Origin of the sequence: Curtobacterium sp. MMLR14_006, assembly GCF_001864985.1 — a bacterium.
In the GTDB taxonomy this organism is placed as follows: domain Bacteria; phylum Actinomycetota; class Actinomycetes; order Actinomycetales; family Microbacteriaceae; genus Curtobacterium.
The window spans coordinates 509,161-526,975 of the sequence record NZ_MJGU01000023.1 but is presented as its reverse complement, the minus strand read 5'-3'; the positions used below and the strand labels follow the sequence as shown (position 1 = coordinate 526,975).

Genomic DNA, 17,815 nt, shown 5'->3' with positions numbered 1-17,815 from the left:
TCCGGGCCTCCCGCCCCGCCCAGGGGGCGCCCCGCTCGCCCTGGTAGTGTCGGGCAGCCGGATGCCGGGACCACGTCCCGCCCGACCACGACGAGGAGACCCGCACCATGACCACGCTCCACGTGCTCGTCGACCAGGTCGTCGCCCCCGTACCGGGCGGCATCGGTCGGTACGCCGAAGAGCTGGCGCGACACCTGGTCGACCAGGCGCCGAGCGGCTGCGACGTCGTCGGCGTCGTGTCGGCCGTCGGCTCCGACGACATGGCCCACCTGCGCACGCTGCTGCCGGGACTCGCCGCGCTCGACCGGCTGCCGCTGCCCCGTCGTGAGCTCTCGCTCGCCTGGCAGGGCGGGTTCGTCGGCGGCATCGCCAAGGGCATGGTCCACGCGCCGAGCGTGCTCGCTCCCCTGGTGAAGCACGACCGCTTCCAGGACCCGGGTCGGCAGACCGTCGTCACGGTGCACGACACGGTGCCGTGGACCAACCCGGAGACCCTCACCACCCGCGGCGTACACTTCCACAAGGCGATGGTGAAGCGGGCCTGGAAGTACGCCGACGCGGTCGTCGTCCCGACCCACGCGGTGGCCGGGGCCCTCAACGAGATCCACCGCTTCGACGACCGCCTGCGCGTCATCGGCGGCGCCCCGAGCGGACGGCTCCGTCTCCCGGTCGACGCCGACCTGCGTGCCGAGCGCCTCGGACTGCCCGACCGGTACGTGCTCGCGGTCGGCACGCTCGAGCCCCGCAAGGCGCTGTCGTCCCTCATCGAGGCGATGGTGCACCCCGACGCCCCGACCGACATCCCGCTCGTGGTGTCCGGCCCGGACGGCTGGGGCGACGTCGACGTCTACGGCACCGCCGAGCGCGCCGGGCTGTCCCGCGACCGGCTCAAGGTCCTCGGCCGCATCGACGACGCCGACCTGGCGGTCGTCTACGACCGTGCGACGGTCTTCGTGTTCCCGAGCCTGGCCGAGGGATTCGGCCTGCCCGTGGTCGAGGCGATGTCCTTCGGCACCCCGGTCATCCACTCGGACGACCCGGCGGTCGCCGAGGTCGCGTCCGACGCCGGCGTGACCGTCGCCCGGTCGCCGCGGGAGTCCTACCCGGAGCGCCTCGCACAGGCCGTGTACCAGGTCGTCAACGACCCGCACCTGGCCGAGCGCCTCGCCGTCGCCGGGCCGGACCGCGCACGCATGTACGACTGGAGCGACGCCGCCGCCGAGACCTGGCAGCTGCACGCCGACCTCTGACGTCGGTCAGCGCCGCACGTACGTGTAGGTGCTGTACCAGTCGATGTACAGGTGCCCGGACGCGCCCCAGTCGCCGGTCTGGAACATGTACCGGTGCTCCGTCCGGGGCACGTCGTGGGTGACCGTGCTGATCACCTTGCCGTCGAGCCGGTAGCGCACCGACTTCCCGGGGATCCACTCGATCGAGTAGGTGTGCCAACGGCGCCAGTCCACGCCGGTGTCGGTGCTCGTCGCCGTCGCCTCGCGACCCGGGCGCATCGAGTGGTGGTGCACCATCGGCCGGGCGTCGAAGTTGCCCTCCGGGTAGTCGATCTCGCCGTCCGACCAGACGTCCGACGACGGCCAGAGCATGAACGCCGCACCGTTGCCGTCGCCGCCGGTGGCCTTCGCCCGCACGGTGAACTTGCCGCCCTTGTGCGACCACGCCCCCTTCGGCGTGCCGAAGGTCCCCGCGGCGCCGCGCTTCCCGTCGAGCCGGACGTCCATGTACCCGTTGTGCGCGCTGATCTGCGACCCCGAGAAGTACATGCCGCCGGTGCCGTCCGGGTACGGCTGCCAGGTCTTCGCGTAGGTCGACGCGAACTGGCCGCCCGCCGCCGCCTTCGTGCTGAACTGCTCGCGGACCGTCTGTCGGAAGTTCCCCACGTCGCCGCGGGGCGCGGAACTGGCCGCGGCCGGCGCGACCGGGACGAGACCGCCGGCGACGAGCGCGGCACCGAGGAGGACGACGGCGAGGCTCGCTCGTCTCGAGGCACGGTCCTGCATGGGCTGGTCACTCCCTGACGTGACGGTCCACGCCCGTCCGTCGGGCGTCGGGGGCCCGGTCGACGGCCACCCGCGGATCACGCTAGTTCGGCGGCACGCCGGGCACCGCCCCCAGTCCACGCGCGACCCGGACGGGGGGGGTACGCTCCGTCGACGGCAGACCAGGCGGCTCGGCCTCGCTCGCGCCGAGGGGCAGCCGCGCTGGCTCGGGGGCCGGTGCCGGTGCTGGTGTCGGTGCCAGCTCAGGGCCGGTGTCGGCTCAGGGCCGGCGTCGGAGCAGTCGGTGCCGGCTCAGGGCCGGTGTCAGGTCCGTGCCGGTGTCGCTCAGGGCCGGTCCCGGCGACGGGTCACGACGGTGACCACGACCGCGCCGACGGCGGCGACCACCGCGACGACGGCAGCGACGACGGAGCCCGTCCGCGCGGCGGTCCACCCCTCGAACTGGCTCTCGGTGGCGACGAGGTGGTCCCCGGTCGCTCCGGTCCACGACGCCACCGGGTTGAGCGGGCCGGCGGCGGCGAGCTCGGCGACGCACACGACCGCCGCGACGACGACGACCGCCGCCAGCACGAGGACGGGCACGAGACGATGCAGACGAGCCGACATGCCTCTACCGTAGCGCGCATGACACGGTGCGAGGAGTGCGGCAGACCGATCACGGGTGAGCCCGTGCGGACGGCGACGCGGACGCTCGACCGCGCGTGTGCGGACCGCACCGACGCGATCGCGTACGGCGTCCTCACCGGGGGAACGCCACACGATGCGGCGGGCGCGCCCGACCTCGGCGACCGACGCCGCAGCGCCCGCTAGATCGAGTCGCGCAGGCGCGCGGCCTTCTCCTCGACCAGCCGCTCGAGCCCGTCCGCGTACTCGGCGAGGCGTGCGGCGACCGCGGGTTCGGACGAGCCGATGATCCGCGCGGCGAGCAGACCGGCGTTCGCCGCACCGTTGATCGCCATCGTCGCGACCGGGATGCCCGCGGGCATCTGCACGATCGAGAGCAGCGAGTCGAGACCGTCGAGACGGGCGAGCTGCACCGGCACGCCGATCACCGGGAGCGTCGTCATCGAGGCGACCATGCCCGGCAGGTGCGCCGCACCGCCCGCCCCGGCGATGACGACGCGGATGCCGCGCCCGGCCGCCTCGCGGGCGAACCGGGTCATCTTGTCGGGGGTGCGGTGGGCCGAGACGACGTCGGCCTCGAACGGGATGCCGAGCTCGGCGAGGATGTCCGCCGCCGCGCGCATGGTGGGCCAGTCGGAGTCCGACCCCATGATGATCGAGACGAGCGGCTGGACGGGGGCGTCGGTGTCGGTCACGCGACGAGCCTAGCCGAGCAGCACCCGCCGCCAGGAGTCGCCGTCGCGGCCGATCGTCCGCTCCGTCGCGACCCACCGGGCAGCGCCGTCGTCGGCCCTGCCGTGCTCGACCGCGGCGCGCACGGCCTCCCGCCACGCGGCGGGGTCGTCGGGGACGGCGACGGCGCCGTGCTGTCGGGCCGCGGCGTACGAGGGGCGGTCCGAGACGACCGCGGGGATCCCGAGCGCGGTGTACTCGAGGAACTTCAGGTCGCTCTTCGCGCGGTTGAACTCCTCGTCGCGCAGGGGGGCGACACCGGCGCGCCACCGCTGCCGGTGCGCGACGAGCCAGCGCGAGAAGGCCGGGTAGTGGCCGTCGGGCACCTCGAGCCGGCGGTACCAGTCGGCACCGTCCTCGTCGGTGACGCCGATGACCTCGAGCCGGATCGGCGTGCCGTCCGTCGTCGTGAGGTCGGTGAAGACGTCGTGCAGCAGTGCGAGGTCGGCGGCGTGCGTGAGCGTGCCCATGTACAGGACCCGGTGCTCGTCGCGGGGCCGGTCGTCGTCGGTGGCGGGCTCCCCCGCGGTCCAGAGCCCGGGGTCGAGGGCGTTCCGGACGACCGCGACGCTCCGGGCGACGGGTCGGACGACCTCGGCGAGTTCCGGTGTGCTCACGACGACGGTGTCGGCGCCGCGGACGATCGCGTCGATCGACGCGAGCCGGTCGGGTTCGTACTCGGCACGGGCCAGTCGCTGTCGGCCCGAGGCGGTGAAGAAGTCGTCGTCGACCTCGGCCACCACCCGGACCCCACGGGCCGCAGCCGCGTCGAGGAACGGCTGCACGGTGGCGAGCGGCAGGACGTCGCGCTGGACGAGCACGGCGGCGTACCCGGTGGTGTCAGTGCTGGCCACGAACGCGGCGGGGTCGACCTGGCGGACCGTTGCGGTCCCGCCCGCCGCCAGGTGCTCGACGCGGCGGACGACCCGGACGTGCGCCGACGCGGGGTGTGCCCCGTCGGCACCTGCCACGACGTACCCGAGCACCGGGAGCGGGGCGGGTGCCGGTGGCGCCCCGAGCACCGCACGGCGGAGTCGTCGGACGGCCCGGCGGGCGAGATCACGCGGCATGCGGCCCATTCTCCCGCACCGCCGCACACGACCGGCACACCGAGCAGGAACCCGCACCGCCCCGGCGGCGCGGTGCGGTCCAGCGGGTCAGCGCACCCGCACCGTGCTGCACCCGAGCGCGGTGTCCCCGCCGCGTCCGATGCCGACGGCGGTCAGGCACACCGATCGCTTGCCGGCCGCCACACGGACCGACCCCGCGAACCCGTGCCGCGTGCCGCTCGTGTGCACGCGGTCGACGTCGCTCCGCGTGCGGTCGGCAACCAGGGTGCCGACGGACCGACCGCCGGCCGTGACCCGCACGGAGACGGACCGTCCGAGGGCGTCGCGGTCGAAGGCCCAGCCCCGGACCGAGACCCGACCGGCGGTGTCGGCGGTCACGGACTCGCGCTTGCCGACCGGGGCGGCGACGGGCACCGTCACCGTCCGGCACGGACCGACGGGACGGTCGGCGCCCGCTCCGGTGTTCCGCGCGACGGCGCACACGCGGTGCTTCCCCGCGCCGACCGGCACCGTGCCGCTGAACCCGTGGGCCGTGCCGGATCCCCACGTCCGGTGCACGTCGGCGCGGGTGACCCCGGCGGACAGGGACCGGACCGTCCTGCCGTCGACCGTCACCGCCACGGTCGTCGCCGACCCGACGGCGTCCCCGTCGAAGGCCCACCCGGTCACCGCGATGCCGGCCGCCGCCACCCGCGCGGACTCGAGCGCGCCGTAGGGGTCGTGCCGGTAGGCCCGCGCCGTGGCGCAGCCGAGGTCGGTGTCGTCCCCGGCGCCGATCGAGACCGCCGTGACGCAGACGCGGCGCGGACCGGCCGCCGCGGGCACCACGACGTCGAACCCGTGGGACCGGCCGACCCCTGCGGACGCGTCGACGTCGGACCGGTCGGCGTCGGCGGCGATGCTGCCGGCCGCGGCGCCGTCGACGGTCGCGCGGACCCGGACGGGCTGCGTCGGGTCGTCCTCGTCGTACGCCCAGCCGCGCACACGCACGCCGCCGCCCGCACCGGCCACGAGTTCGAGCGAGCCGCGCGGCGACAGCTGCGGCGTCGCCGCGCCGAGGCGGGCGTTCGCGACGAGGGACTGCGCGTACGTCGACCACCACTTCCCCGCGGCCGGTCCGCCGTTGCAGGTGCCGTCGCTCGCGCCCGGGGTCTTCACCCAGAGCAGGGCGTCGAGCGCGGTGCCGTCGGCGACGACCCGCGGCGTGGTGCCGAGGCCGGCGCCGGGCGCGTTGCACCAGGTGCCGCGCCAGCCCTGCCCGTTCCGCGAGGTGTCGATGACGTAGTGCGAGCCCCCGGTCGCCGCGGAGACCTTCTGCGCGTAGGCCTGTTCCTGGGCGGTCGGGTAGTAGTTCGCGACGTTCGTGAAGAACCCGCGTGCCTGCTGCACGCCCGCGCTGTCCAGGCGGGCGGCCATCGTCGCCGGCTGGACCCAGTTCGAGTTGCCGGCGTCCAGGTAGGCGGGCACCCCGGCAGCGGTCAGGCCGGCCACCGTGCGGGAGAGGATCCGGTAGCGCTGCTGGTCGAGGGCCTGGTCGCACGCGGCGTTGCTGAGCATGGCGAGCGAGTCCGGTTCGACGATGACCGCGACGCGGTGCCCGGCGACGGCGGCGGTGACCTGGTCGACCCACGCGTCGTAGGACGCCTCGTCGAAGCCACCGGCGGAGTACCCGCCGCAGTCCCGGTCCGGGATCGCGTAGAGCACGAACACGGCGGTGGTGCCGGACTGCTCGGCCCCGCTGACGGCGGTGTCGATCGTCTTCCGGAGCTGCGTGCCCTGCGCCCACTCGCCGAGCCACGTCGCCACCGGGTAGCGGGCGATCGTCGACGCGGCGGAGGCACCGGCCGCGTCGGACCCGGCGAGCGCCGTCGCGGCCTTGGCGGCCTCGCTCGTCGGGGAGCGGTACGGCCCGGCTCCGTACAGCGACGCGGCGGTCGCGGAACGGATGTCGGTCGCGGAGGTCGCGGCGGACGCGGTGGCCGTCGGCAGCAGCGCCCCGACGACGGCGGTGAGCGCCACGACGGCGGCGCAGACGACGGCACGGCGCGGACGGCGGTGCATGGACACACTCCTCGGACGGTCGACCCCTGACCCGTCCATGGGAACACGCGGTCGGCGGCGTCACCACCCGCCAGAGCGGGTGCCACCCGAGGGGGTGTCGGCACTCCTGGGGACGTCCCGGACGTCCGTGTCGCGACCCGGTGACGGACGGGAGGCCCGTGGCGGCGTCCGCCACGGGCCTCCCGTCCGCTCCCCGTCGCGTCGACGGGCCGCCGCTCAGTCGTCGAAGTGCGCTGCGGCCGCCCGTGCGCGGTAGACGACGTCGTCGACGTCGTCGCCGATGACGGTGACGTGGCCGATCTTGCGACCCGGGCGCGGGGCCTTGCCGTAGAAGTGGTACTTCGCCTCGGGGAACGCCTCGAGTGCTGCCGGGTAGCGGGCGGCGAGGTCGCCGTCCGCCGGACCGCCGAGGACGTTGATCATCACCGAGGCGGGAGCGAACGCGCCGGTGGCCCCGAGCGGCAGGTCGAGGACGGCACGCAGGTGCTGCTCGAACTGGCTCGTGGTGGCACCGTCGATGGTCCAGTGCCCGGTGTTGTGCGGGCGCATCGCGAGCTCGTTGATGAGGATGCGCTCGTCGTCGGTCTGGAACAGCTCGACGGCCAGGACCCCGGTGACGCCGAGCGCCTCGGCGATGCGGACGGCGATCGACTCGGTCAGGTCGGCGATGCGCCCGGCACTGTCCGGCGCCGGCGCGATGACCTCGGCGCAGACACCGTCGCGCTGCACGGTCTCGACGAGCGGCCAGGCGACGACCTGACCGGAGGGACGCCGGGCCACCGACTGCGCGAGCTCGCGGGTGAAGGGCACGAGCTCCTCGACGAGCAGGGCCTGGTCGCCACCGGCCTCGGCGGTCGCGATGAACCAGTCGTCGACGTCCGAGGCGTCGGAGACGACCCGCACGCCCTTGCCGTCGTACCCGCCCCGCGGGGTCTTCACGACCGCACGACCGCCGTGGTCGGCGAGGAAGGCGCGCAGCTCGTCCTGGTCGTGCACGGCCGCCCAGTCCGGCACCGGCAGCCCGAGCTCGGTCAGGCGGGTGCGCATCGTGATCTTGTCCTGTGCGACGGCGAGGGGCTCGGGGCCGGGGCGGACGGCGACGCCGGCGTCGACGAGTGCGCGGAGGACGTCCTGCGGCACGTGCTCGTGGTCGAAGGTGACGACGTCGACCTGGCGGGCGAACGCGAGCACGGTCTCGACGTCGTGGTAGTCACCCTCGGCGGTGGCGGCGATCGCGGCGGACATGTCCGGCCCCTCGGCGAGGACCCGGATGTCGATGCCGAGTTCGATGGCGGCGGGCACCATCATCCGTGCGAGCTGTCCTCCGCCGATGACCCCGACGCGCAACGCCATGCTGTGTGATCCTTCCGGCACTCACACCGGGTGGCGAGAGCGCGTTGTCTACAATCGTTCTTCGGGTCCGCGGTGCGCGACCCGTCTCAACTCTACGGATCCTGGAGGGCTCGTGCGGCGCCTCATCGCCCAGTTCGCACGCTTCGGCCTCGTCGGAGCGGTCGGCTTCGTCGTGGACACGACGGTGTTCAACGTCCTCCGCAGCACGGTGCTCGACCCGGCGGACGTCCACTCGGGTCCGTTCTGGGCGAAGGTGGTCTCGACCGCGGTCGCCATCTTCGTGAACTGGATGGGCAACCGCTACTGGACCTTCCGCGAGCAGCGCCGCGCCGTCGCCACCCGCGAGGGCATCGAGTTCGTCGTCGTGTCGCTCGGCGGCATGGTCATCGCGCTCGCCTGCCTGGCGGTGTCGCACTACGCGATGGGGCTGACGTCGGTGCTGGCCGACAACGTCGCGAACATCGTCGGGCTCGTGCTCGGCGCGGTCTTCCGGTTCTGGCTGTACAAGGTGTGGGTCTACCACCCGGAGCGCACGGGCGAGGCCGCCGCCGCGGACACCGCGACGCCCGTGCACGCCGCGGCCCCGTCCGACGTCGTCGACGGTGCGACGGACGCCACGGCCGTGCCCGGGCCGCAGGTGAGCGGCGACGCGCGACCGTAGGATCGGTCGGGTGACGGCCCCCACGACCACCACCGGCTCCTCCACCACCGACTCCCCCGCAGCGCCGCCCCGCGCCGCCCGGTGGGAGCGCATCGCCATCGCCGTCGTCACCGCGACGTTCGGCCTCTGGCTCGTCGCGTGGGCACTCGTCGTCCCGGTGTTCGAGGCACCGGACGAGACCGCGCACATCGACGCCGCGGTGCACGTGGCCCTCGGCGGCGAGTGGGTCGACCCGGGCGCGCTGCAGGTCTCGAACGCCGTGCAGGCCGCCAAGGCCGAGCAGGCGACGAAGCCGGCCGACCAGTGGTCCACCGTGAGCGGCCTGCTGCAGGGCGCACCGGGGCCGTCGGCGACGGTCAACCAGATGACCCAGCACCCGCCGACCGCGTACCTCGCCGGCGGACTGGTCCTGAGGGCCGTCGACTACGGCGACCTGCGCTGGGACCACGCGTTCCTGGCGCTCCGTCTCGCCGACGCCCTCGCCGTGACGGCCCTGCCGCTGCTGGTGTGGGCGTCCGTCCGCCGGGTGACCCGGTCGCCGCGGGCCGCGCTGGTCGGTGCGCTCGCACTCTTCGCGACGCCGGAGCTCGCGTCCATCGGCTCGTCGGTGTCGAACGACGCCCCTGTGCTGCTCGTCGCGGGTGTCGTCGCCTGGCTGGCGACGCGACTGCTCACCGGCGACACCCGCTGGCGGACGACGATCGCGTTGGCCGTGGCCCTCGGTGCGCTCGTCTGGATCAAGGGCACCGGTCTGCCCGCGGTCCCCTTCGTCGCCGTGGTCGTGCTGTTCGCCGGCGCCGGGGTGCTGTCCCTGCGGCGACGGGTGGTCCGCACCGTGGTCGCGATGGCGGTCTCCGGCGGGATCGGCGCGTGGTGGTGGGTCCACAACTGGTTCGCCTACGGCCGCGTGCAGCCGAACGGCTACACCGCGATGCGGCCCCCGAAGGACTTCCCGCCGGGTGAGCACCCGACCCTCGGGCACTTCCTCGACGTGTCGTGGGGCACCCTCGCCCGCACGTTCTGGGGCAGCTTCGGCGGTCGGGCGCAGGTGAGCATGGGCGACCTGCTGACGGCCGTCCTCACGCTCGTCGCGCTCGTCGTCCTGGTCGGCTGGGCGTTCCGCCGCGGCCCGCAGCTCCGCGTCGCGCTCTGCCTGGCGGTGTTCCCGGCGCTGCTCATCGGCATCCAGAACCGCACGAGCGCCCACTCGTACCTGACCACGACCGAGGTCGCCGCCACGCAGGGTCGCTACTACTTCCCCGCGATCGTCTGCCTCGTCGTGCTGAGCGCGCTCGCTTGGCGACGACTCGTGCCGGCGGGTCGTGCACGATCGTGGGCCGCCGTCGCCCTGGCGGTGCTGCTCCCCGCGGTCGGCGTCTACGGCTTCGCGGTGGCGTCCGCGTGGTTCTGGAACGCCGCGCTGTTCCCGGTCACGGGCCGCGGGCTCCTGCGGTACTCCGAGCTCGGCCCGGTGCCGCCCGCCGTGCTCGCCGTCGTGGTGGTCCTCGTCGCGGCCGGCCTGGTGGCGTCGGTCGTGCAGGTCGCCCGCGCGGGTCGTCGTGGTGCGGTCGACGCCCCCGTCACCGTGGTGTGAGGACCACGCTGCGTCGCCGTGGCAGCACATGGTGAGCAGGAGACGTCGAGTCCGCCGCCCCGACCCGACGTCTTCTGCTCACTGAAGGGATCGCCGGGCGTCAGACCGCCGCTGCGTTGCCCGCTGCGTCGTCGCGGCGGCACTCGGTGAGCAGAAGAGGTCGAGTCCCCCACTCCGACCCGACATCTTCTGCTCACTGAACGGGAGCGCGGGGCGTCAGGCCGCCGGTGCGCTGCCCGCCGCGGCGTGGTGACGGCGCCCGCGCACGGGGCGCCATGCCGCCGGTGCGTTGCCCACCGCGTCGACCTGACGACATCCAGTGAGCAGAAGATGTCGGGTCGTCCGTCCCGACCCGACGTCTTCTGCACACTGGCCGGGAGCGCCGGGCGTCGGGCCGCCGGTGCGTTGCCCGCTGCGTCGTCGTATCGACATCCAGTGAGCAGAAGATGTCGGGTCTGCCATCCAGACCCGACGTCTTCTGCTCACTGGACGGGAGCGCGGAGCGCCGAGCGCGGAGCCTCAGGCCGCCGGCACGCCGCTCTCGACCGCCGAGGGGTCGTCGGTCGGACGGCCGCGGCGGAACCACGTGGGGGCTGCGGCGCAGAGCAGGAACAGGCCGTCGACGGCCAGGCTCCAGACGCGGGTGACGACCACCACGACGAGGGCGACGGACGGCGGCATCACGAGCGCGAGCAGCAGGGCCTGGACGCCCTCGCGGACGCCGAGGCCTCCGGGGGCGAACACGGCGAGCATGCTGATCGCCGACGCCATGCTCGCGGCGCCGATGACGAACGCCGCGTCGGTGAGCTTCAGCGACGGGTACACCGCCAGGGTGATGAAGTAGTAGGCCGTGCCGGAGAGCACCGCACCGGCGACGTACAGGCCGGCGCCGCCGAGGACGGTGCCGAGGTTCGGGCGGACGTCGGCTTCGAGGGGCTTGCGCCGCAGGATCTTCAGCGCGATGCCGATGAGGAACACGAACACCTGCGGGATGAGGCAGACGACGCAGCCGACGAAGGCCGCGATCATCAGGACGATGAGCCAGACGTCGAGCTGGTGGGTGCGCGGGTCGATGAGCAGCAGCACGAGGGCCAGGGCGAGGGTCGCGGCGATCTGCAGGGCGCCCTCGAGCAGGCCGCTCACGCCGAGCCGCGCCTTCGAGACGCCGTGCTTCGACGCGAAGTAGACCTTGCCGATGATCCAGGTCGCGGCGCCGGGGATGTACCGCCCCATCCACGACTTCGCGTAGACGTAGGTCAGGGTGACGCCGCTGCCCTTGAGGCCGGTCGCCCCGAGTCGGCGGAGCAGGTAGAACCAGATGCCGACGCCCCAGTAGCGGAAGCCCAGGCTGATGAGCGTCGCGACGACGACCCACGACCACTGCCAGTCGAGTCCGGCGAGCTGCGCCCAGTCGACGTGCCGGACGTAGAGCACGAGGAACACCGCGAGCAGGACGTAGAAGACGATCGGGATCGCCCGCCCGAGGATCCGTCGCGCGGTGGACGGACGCTTCCCCTCGGTCGCGGGGGTCTCGCTGGTGGTTCCTGACAAACGACTCTCCTGCCGGGTCTCGGGCACAGGTCATCGTAGACGCAGCGGCGCCCGGCTCCCTGCGTCGCCGCTCGGACGGACCGCTACCGGGCGAGCTGCACGATCTGGATGCGGCACGGGATCTCCGGGTCCGTGGAGCGGTCGGCGCTGCACGAGATCGTCGCGTCGTAGGTGCCGACGAGCTTCCCCGCCACCGAGTAGTCGCGGGCCGGGGCGGTCGCCGGGTCGAACTGCACGAAGTACTGCACGCCCTCGTCGATGAACAGGTTGCGCATCGCGTCGGAGTGGTACGTGTAGCCCTGACCTGAGCGACCGTACACGTGCGTGTCGGTCAGGAAGGCGAGCGACGAGAGCGAGCGGTAGTTCGAGCCGATGACGTTGGCCCCTTCGGGCAGGGCGCCGCTCGCGCGGATCTGGTCGGCGAGCCGGACGAGCTCGGGGACCTCGGTCGGCCCGAGCACGCGCAGCGGCTCGGTCCGGTTCACCGACGGGTAGAACGGCGCCGGCGAGCCGGCCCAGTTCTGCGTGAAGGACGCGACGGGGACGACGGCGATCGCGAGGCACGCGACGACGGCGCGGACGACCCCGCGTCGGCGCACCAGGCGCCAGACCGCCGGCAGCATGAGTGCGCCGATCATCGCTGTGAGGTACAAGAGCGGCCAGTAGTACCGGGCGTTGCCGCCGCCGCTCGACGACGACGTGATCATGCCGTAGCCGACGAAGTAGACCAGGGTGGTCGCGGCGACGATGCAGGTGAACGCGTAGCGGCGGAAGCGCACGACGCCGATGACGAGCGCGGCGGCGAAGAGCAGGGCGATCGGCGCGGCGAACGGCGCGAAGGTGCTGATCTTCTGCAGGTAGTAGGGCAGGGCGAGCATGCGCTCGTGCAGGTAGTAGGCGGCGCGGGCGGGGATGCCCGACTCCTTCGTCACCCGCGGCCCGGTGTCCTCGGTGGTGGTCGTCGTGGTCGGCGGCACGGCGTCGGGGTCCGGGTTGTCCATCGGACCCTGCTTGTAGACCGACGGGGTGAAGTCCTCGTTCGGCGAGAAGGCGTGCGGGTTCGGCGGGACGGGCAGGAACGGCCAGTCGGTCGCCCGCCCGCCGTCGTCGAACTTCGAGCCGATGTTCACGGACAGCGACGACCCGAGGGTCACCGTGCCGTACTTCACGGTCAGGGCGCCGACCCAGGGGGCGATGACGACCGCGAACACGACGATCGTGGCGACCGGCGCGGTCCACCAGTGCCGGACCGGCTCACGCCGACGGCGGGCGGACCACACGCGCAGGAGCAGCCAGAGGACGACGGCGCCGATGGCGACCGGCAGCAGGAAGAGCTTGGTGAAGTACCCGAGGGCGGCCACGGCGCCGAGCACCGCACCGGAGACGAGCCGTGCGCGCCGCGTGCCGTGCAGCGCCTGGTCCGCCCAGCGCAGGGCCCACAGGAACCCGACGATCCACGCGACGACGAGCAGGTCCGGCGTCTGCACCGACACCGCGCTCATCAGGGCGGGGATCGACGTGACCATGAACAGCACCGCCGGGACGATGCGGTGGTTCTGCGACCAGACGAGCCACCCGCCGATGCCGAGCACGACGGCCACGGCGAAGCAGTTCACGACCGCGAAGGCCGTCTGCAGGCCGAGGCCCGCCGCGACGAACGGCGCCATCATCCACGAGACCAGCGGCGACCAGTAGGCGTTGATCGCGTCCGGCAGCCAACCGTTCGCGTACTCGCGCGCGATGCCCATGTACGAGATGCCGTCGACGTTCGTCACCCCGAGGCGGTTGTGGTACGCCACGGCGGCGCTGAGACCGACCCCGACGACCACGAGGACGGCCAGCACGAGGGGCGCCACGACGTGTCGGTACCGCCGTGTGCCCGCCTCCGGACGCCGTCGGACGGGCTCGGAGGTGATCTGCGGTGCTGCGGGCGTCGTCACGGTCACGTGCTTCATCATGACATCCGTTCGCTCGACCGACCGCACCGTGGCGGATCGCGTGCCGTGGTCGGCGTGTGGGAGACTGCCTGCGACCCCGCTCCGACCACCACGAGGACGTTCGTTGGCCACCGAAACCCGCGCAACCGATCCCGCAGCCGAGACGCCGGTCGCCGCTCCCCGATCGGGCGGTCGGCTCGAGTTCCCGTACCTCGACGGCCTCCGCGGTCTCGCGGCCCTGGCCGTGGTGTTCTACCACGCGTACCTCTTCACGGGGATGAAGGGCACCGGGCCGACCGAGCTGCCGTGGCTCCGTCCGATCATCGGGTGGGGCTACCTCGGGGTCCCGCTCTTCATCGTGCTGTCCGGGTACGTCCTGATGCTGCCCGTCGTGACCCGGTTCGACCGCTACCGGCTGCCCGGCGGGTTCTGGAAGTTCATCTGGCGCCGCGCCCGACGCATCATCCCGCCGTACTGGGCGTCGCTCGTCGTCTTCGCGCTCATCATCCTGTTCGTCCCGGTGATGGGGCAGCCGGGCGGCACCCAGTGGGACACCAAGCTGCCGATGGGCTGGGGCACGTTCCTCACCCACCTGTTCCTCGTGCACGACTTCTTCCCGCAGTACATCGGCAAGATCAACGGGCCGATGTGGACCGTCGCCGTCGAGTGGCAGATCTACTTCCTCATGCCGCTGCTGATCCTGCCGCTCTGGAAGGTCTTCGGCGGGTGGGCGACCGCCTCGTCGCTGGTCCTCATCGGCATGTGGATGGGTGCCGAGAGCCGCTACTCCTGGATGCACCCGTGGTTCGTCGGCCTCTTCGCGGTGGGCATGCTCGCGGCCGAGCTGACGGTGAAGGCCCGCGACGAGCACCTCACCGGCAAGCTCGAGTCCTCGAAGCTCGGCGGTCCCCGCTGGCAGGGCGGCGTGTTCGTCGCGGCGATGTTCGTCGGCACGCTCCTGGTGTTCTTCCGCAACCGCGACTACTGGCAGCACCAGACCTGGCCGTCCGAGGTCGTGCTCGGCCTCTTCGCCGGCATCCTGCTCACCTGGATGGGACGCCGGGCCGTCACCGGGCAGCACACCTGGCTCGCGCGGTTCTTCGCGTGGAAGCCTTTCGTGCTCGCGGGCCTGGTGTCGTACTCGGTCTACCTCTTCCACAGCCCGTTGCTCGGCCTCGGCAACCTGCTGCTCCTGCCGGTCGGCCTGTCCCCGAAGTGGCAGTTCCTGATGATGGTCGTCGTTGTCATCCCGGTCACGCTCGCGATCTGCGTCGGCATGTGGTGGCTCGTGGAACGCAACTTCCTGAACCGTCGGCAGAAGCACGCCACGCAGGAGGTCTCCTCGCGCGGGCGGGTGCCCGAGGTGGAGATCGACGACACCGACGGCGCACGCCCGACCCGCGAGCACCGCTAGCGCCGCCAGCGCCGCCAGCGCGGCCAGCGCGGCCAGCACCGCCGGCACCGCCAGCACCGGGGACGGTGGCCGCCGGCAGCGCCGACCAGCGCGACGGCCCGTCCGCGTCGGCGGCGACGGCACGCGTGCGCCAGGCGGACAGGTGTCGCCGAGGCCCGGTAGCATCGCTCGGACTGCGGCGTGGGAGATCAGGCCCCCACGGCATCTCGACAGGGAAGACGAGACCACATGCGCGCACCCATCACCAGGCTCATCGGACTCGGCACCGCTGCCGCCGTCGCCGGAGCGATCACCTTCGGCAGCGGGCCGCTGGTCGCCGCTGCGGCCCCGACCGCACCGGCAGCCCCGACCGCACCGGCACCCTCGGCGTCCTCCGCCGCGACGACGTCGGCTCCCGCCGCCCCGGAGCAGGAGCTCTCCATCGCCGAGATGGACCGCACCGGCAACCACACCATGGGCGCCGGCATCGCCGCCCACGCCGGTGAGACGCACGTCAGTGTCGCTCCCGGCGGGGTGAGCGCGCAGTCGCTGAGCACCTCCGCCGCCGCGAAGGCGTCCGGCCCGTTGCCCGGCCGCGTGCAGGGCTTCGACATCAGCGCCTGGCAGCCGAGCGTCAACTTCCGGCAGTCGTACCGGAACGGGGCGCGCTTCGTCTACGTCAAGGCGACGGAGGGCACGTCGTACGTCAGCTCGACGTACAAGCAGCAGTACGCGACCGCGAAGCAGCGCAACCTGATCCGTGGTGGCTACGTCTACGCGCAGCCGAGCCAAGCGAGCGGGGCGGCCACCGCGAACTACTTCTTCGCGCACGGCGGGCAGTGGTCGAAGGACGGAAAGACGCTCCCCCCGCTGCTCGACATCGAGTACGGCAGCGCCGCGCAGGGCACCTGCTACGGACTGAGCTGGGGCCAGATGCGCAACTGGATCAAGGACTTCTCGAACACGGTCCACAAGAAGGTCCACCGCTACCCGGCGATCTACACGACGACCGACTGGTGGAAGCGCTGCACGAACAACAGCAACCAGTTCTCGAAGAACGCGCTGTTCGTGGCCCTGTACCCGGTGCACGACTTCACGACGCCGGGCACGCTCGGCCGCAGCTGGTCGAAGTGGACCTTCTGGCAGTGGGCGTCGAGCGGCACCCTGCCTGGTGACCAGGACGTCTACCGGAACTCCGTCACCTACCTGAAGCGCTTCGCGGCGAAGACGGAGTGACGGCGCCGGCGCGCCCCGTCAGGAACGGGTCCGCGCCCGGCGGCCCGTCGCCCAGCCGACGGCGAGCAGCACCAGACCGATGACGGTGACCGGCGCACCCGCGAAGACGAGGAACGCCGCCCCGAAGGGGAAGCTCCCGCCGGTCGCGGCGGACACGACGAGGATCAGCGCCCCGACGGCGGAGACGGCGCCGCCGGCGGCGGCGACGATGCCACCGGCGAGGATGAGGGAACGACGTTCGGTCATGGCGTCAGCCTAGGGGTCGACGGACGGGAGGCCCGTGGCGGCGTCGCCACGGGCCTCCCGTCCGTCAGCTGCGTGCGGTCGCGGGCCGCACGTCGTGTGCCGGTGGTCAGCGGACGTCGCGCGTCGCTTCGGCGAAGTCGGCGTCGAGCGCCGTCGCCATCCGGGCGACACCGTCGGCGAGCTGCTGCCGCACCACGTCGCGGTCCGCGTCGAGCGCTTCGAGCTGCGCGGTGACGTCGTCGACGAAGGTCGGCTCGAGCGCCGACTCGATCGGCTTCGAGAACTCCTGCTGCCCCATCTGCTCGAAGAACAGCCGTCCCTTGTCGACGTAGTAGAGCACCGCGGCCGGCACGCCCGCGATCGTCGCGACGATGGCGGAGTGCAGGCGGCTCGCCAGGAACAGCCGGCTGCGGGACATCAGGCCCGCGTACTCGGACGGCGAGAACGCGTCCGCCTCGACCACGTGGGTGCGGTCGGCGTGCCGCATGAGCGCGATGACCTCGCGGGCGAAGGCGGCGTCGCCCTCGGACGCCTCCATGTGCATCGGGTAGAACACGACGTCGGCGTCCCACCGGTCGATGACGCGGTCGGCCAGGTCAGCGACGGCCTGACGGTAGGTGACGAGCTTGTCGCTGTCGACGCCGGTCTGGCGGAAGCGCTTCGGCAGGAACCGGAAGGGGATCCAGCCGCTGCGCTTGTAGTGGAACCAGCGGCGGACACCGAAGCCGATCGAGCCCTCGAGCTGCTCGGCGGTCAGGCCGGTGGTGCGCTCGAGGCGTTCGAGCACGTCGGCGTCGGGCGTGGTGACGGTGCCGACCACCGCGGGGTCGAAGGACGACACGATCGGCGTCGTCACGCCCCAGGACAGGAGCTTCTCGCGGGACTCGTCGTCACGGACCGCGAACGCGCTGCACAGGTCGACGGTGGCCCGGATGAGGCGCTTGCTGATGCCTGCGGTGGTCGGGCCGATGCCCTGGAACGCCCCGACGAGGTGCTTGTTGACCGCGCGGACGAGCAGCATCTTGCCGAACCAGTACACGAGGCCGAGCTTGTTCGTGTAGTCCTTGAGGATCTCGCCGCCGCCCCAGAGCACGACGTCGGCGCCGCGGGCGGCACGCAGCAGGGCGAACAGGTCGCCGATGCCGGTGCTGTACGGCGAGACCGGCAGGAACCGAATGCCGAACCACGCGGCGTCCCGCTCGGGGTACTGCGACAGGGAGACGATCTCGGCGTCCGGCCAGCGGCGGCGGACGAGTTCGACGTTGCCGGCGAGGATCGCCCGGTCCCCGCGGTTGTGGGGCGAATCGCTATTGTGGATCAGTACGCGCACGGGGTGAGAGCC

15 protein-coding genes are annotated in these 17,815 nt (G+C 72.8%); 5 read left to right on the top strand and 10 right to left on the bottom strand.

Annotated elements, in window-relative coordinates; all coding sequences use genetic code 11:
- Positions 1-107 precede the first annotated feature (107 nt).
- On the top strand, positions 108-1,250 hold the full coding sequence (locus BIU94_RS14310) for a glycosyltransferase family 1 protein (protein ID WP_071261612.1): 1,143 nt from the start codon (positions 108-110) through the stop codon (positions 1,248-1,250).
- 6 nt (positions 1,251-1,256) lie between these two features.
- Here the strand turns inward: BIU94_RS14310 and BIU94_RS14305 are convergent, their stop codons facing one another.
- The 6 genes from BIU94_RS14305 to BIU94_RS14280 all read right to left on the bottom strand — a co-directional run bounded on the left by BIU94_RS14305 (position 1,257) and on the right by BIU94_RS14280 (position 7,855).
- Positions 1,257-2,015, bottom strand: a complete 759-nt coding sequence (locus BIU94_RS14305) for a glycoside hydrolase family 16 protein (protein ID WP_071261608.1) — start codon at positions 2,013-2,015, stop codon at positions 1,257-1,259.
- 324 nt (positions 2,016-2,339) lie between these two features.
- Complete coding sequence (locus BIU94_RS17520) at positions 2,340-2,621, bottom strand: hypothetical protein (protein ID WP_139196403.1); 282 nt, start codon at positions 2,619-2,621, stop codon at positions 2,340-2,342.
- 200 nt (positions 2,622-2,821) lie between these two features.
- Positions 2,822-3,334, bottom strand: a complete 513-nt coding sequence (gene purE / locus BIU94_RS14295; protein ID WP_071261601.1) for a 5-(carboxyamino)imidazole ribonucleotide mutase — start codon at positions 3,332-3,334, stop codon at positions 2,822-2,824.
- 9 nt (positions 3,335-3,343) lie between these two features.
- Positions 3,344-4,441, bottom strand: a complete 1,098-nt coding sequence (locus BIU94_RS14290; RefSeq protein WP_175472239.1) for a glycosyltransferase — start codon at positions 4,439-4,441, stop codon at positions 3,344-3,346.
- Positions 4,442-4,528: 87 nt separating this feature from the next.
- Positions 4,529-6,502 carry a glycoside hydrolase family 6 protein gene (locus BIU94_RS14285; RefSeq protein ID WP_071261595.1) on the bottom strand — a complete coding sequence of 658 codons (1,974 nt, stop codon included), beginning with the start codon at positions 6,500-6,502 and terminating at the stop codon, positions 4,529-4,531.
- 216 nt (positions 6,503-6,718) lie between these two features.
- Positions 6,719-7,855 carry a 5-(carboxyamino)imidazole ribonucleotide synthase gene (locus tag BIU94_RS14280; RefSeq protein ID WP_071261593.1) on the bottom strand — a complete coding sequence of 379 codons (1,137 nt, stop codon included), beginning with the start codon at positions 7,853-7,855 and terminating at the stop codon, positions 6,719-6,721.
- Between the two features lie 112 nt (positions 7,856-7,967).
- On the opposite strand from BIU94_RS14280, the gene BIU94_RS14275 reads away from it, so the two are divergent.
- The gene (locus BIU94_RS14275) at positions 7,968-8,516 is read left to right on the top strand and encodes a GtrA family protein (RefSeq protein WP_083404854.1); all 549 of its coding nucleotides are present in this window, start codon (positions 7,968-7,970) and stop codon (positions 8,514-8,516) included.
- A gap of 10 nt (positions 8,517-8,526) precedes the next feature.
- A complete protein-coding gene (locus BIU94_RS14270; protein ID WP_071261591.1) occupies positions 8,527-10,110 on the top strand; it encodes a DUF2142 domain-containing protein in 1,584 nt (527 codons plus the stop codon).
- A 519-nt stretch (positions 10,111-10,629) separates the two neighbouring features.
- Here the strand turns inward: BIU94_RS14270 and BIU94_RS14265 are convergent.
- Together BIU94_RS14265 and BIU94_RS14260 are read right to left on the bottom strand one after the other, a co-directional pair.
- Positions 10,630-11,661, bottom strand: coding sequence for a lysylphosphatidylglycerol synthase domain-containing protein (locus tag BIU94_RS14265; protein WP_071261588.1), 1,032 nt, complete (start codon positions 11,659-11,661; stop codon positions 10,630-10,632).
- A gap of 83 nt (positions 11,662-11,744) precedes the next feature.
- Positions 11,745-13,607 carry a glycosyltransferase family 39 protein gene (locus BIU94_RS14260; RefSeq protein ID WP_175472238.1) on the bottom strand — a complete coding sequence of 621 codons (1,863 nt, stop codon included), beginning with the start codon at positions 13,605-13,607 and terminating at the stop codon, positions 11,745-11,747.
- Between the two features lie 115 nt (positions 13,608-13,722).
- On the opposite strand from BIU94_RS14260, the gene BIU94_RS14255 reads away from it, so the two are divergent.
- Both BIU94_RS14255 and BIU94_RS14250 read left to right on the top strand, forming a co-directional pair.
- Positions 13,723-15,012, top strand: a complete 1,290-nt coding sequence (locus BIU94_RS14255; RefSeq protein WP_071261583.1) for an acyltransferase — start codon at positions 13,723-13,725, stop codon at positions 15,010-15,012.
- A gap of 228 nt (positions 15,013-15,240) precedes the next feature.
- Complete coding sequence (locus BIU94_RS14250; RefSeq protein WP_083404850.1) at positions 15,241-16,227, top strand: GH25 family lysozyme; 987 nt, start codon at positions 15,241-15,243, stop codon at positions 16,225-16,227.
- Positions 16,228-16,245: 18 nt separating this feature from the next.
- Here the strand turns inward: BIU94_RS14250 and BIU94_RS14245 are convergent, their stop codons facing one another.
- Both BIU94_RS14245 and BIU94_RS14240 read right to left on the bottom strand, forming a co-directional pair.
- Positions 16,246-16,473 (bottom strand): hypothetical protein, encoded by a 228-nt coding sequence (locus BIU94_RS14245; RefSeq protein WP_071261581.1) that lies wholly within the window; start codon positions 16,471-16,473, stop codon positions 16,246-16,248.
- Between the two features lie 106 nt (positions 16,474-16,579).
- Positions 16,580-17,803 carry a polysaccharide pyruvyl transferase family protein gene (locus BIU94_RS14240; protein ID WP_071261567.1) on the bottom strand — a complete coding sequence of 408 codons (1,224 nt, stop codon included), beginning with the start codon at positions 17,801-17,803 and terminating at the stop codon, positions 16,580-16,582.
- Positions 17,804-17,815: the final 12 nt, after the last annotated feature.

What these genes read in the sequence shown, in the direction of transcription:
- BIU94_RS14310 (WP_071261612.1), top strand. Translation starts at nt 108, where the DNA reads ATGACCACGCTCCACGTGCTCGTCGACCAGGTCGTCGCCCCCGTACCG.
- BIU94_RS14305 (WP_071261608.1), bottom strand. Translation starts at nt 2,015, where the DNA reads ATGCAGGACCGTGCCTCGAGACGAGCGAGCCTCGCCGTCGTCCTCCTC.
- BIU94_RS17520 (WP_139196403.1), bottom strand. Translation starts at nt 2,621, where the DNA reads ATGTCGGCTCGTCTGCATCGTCTCGTGCCCGTCCTCGTGCTGGCGGCG.
- BIU94_RS14290 (WP_175472239.1), bottom strand. Translation starts at nt 4,441, where the DNA reads ATGCCGCGTGATCTCGCCCGCCGGGCCGTCCGACGACTCCGCCGTGCG.
- BIU94_RS14285 (WP_071261595.1), bottom strand. Translation starts at nt 6,502, where the DNA reads ATGCACCGCCGTCCGCGCCGTGCCGTCGTCTGCGCCGCCGTCGTGGCG.
- BIU94_RS14280 (WP_071261593.1), bottom strand. Translation starts at nt 7,855, where the DNA reads ATGGCGTTGCGCGTCGGGGTCATCGGCGGAGGACAGCTCGCACGGATG.
- BIU94_RS14250 (WP_083404850.1), top strand. Translation starts at nt 15,241, where the DNA reads ATGCGCGCACCCATCACCAGGCTCATCGGACTCGGCACCGCTGCCGCC.
- BIU94_RS14245 (WP_071261581.1), bottom strand. Translation starts at nt 16,473, where the DNA reads ATGACCGAACGTCGTTCCCTCATCCTCGCCGGTGGCATCGTCGCCGCC.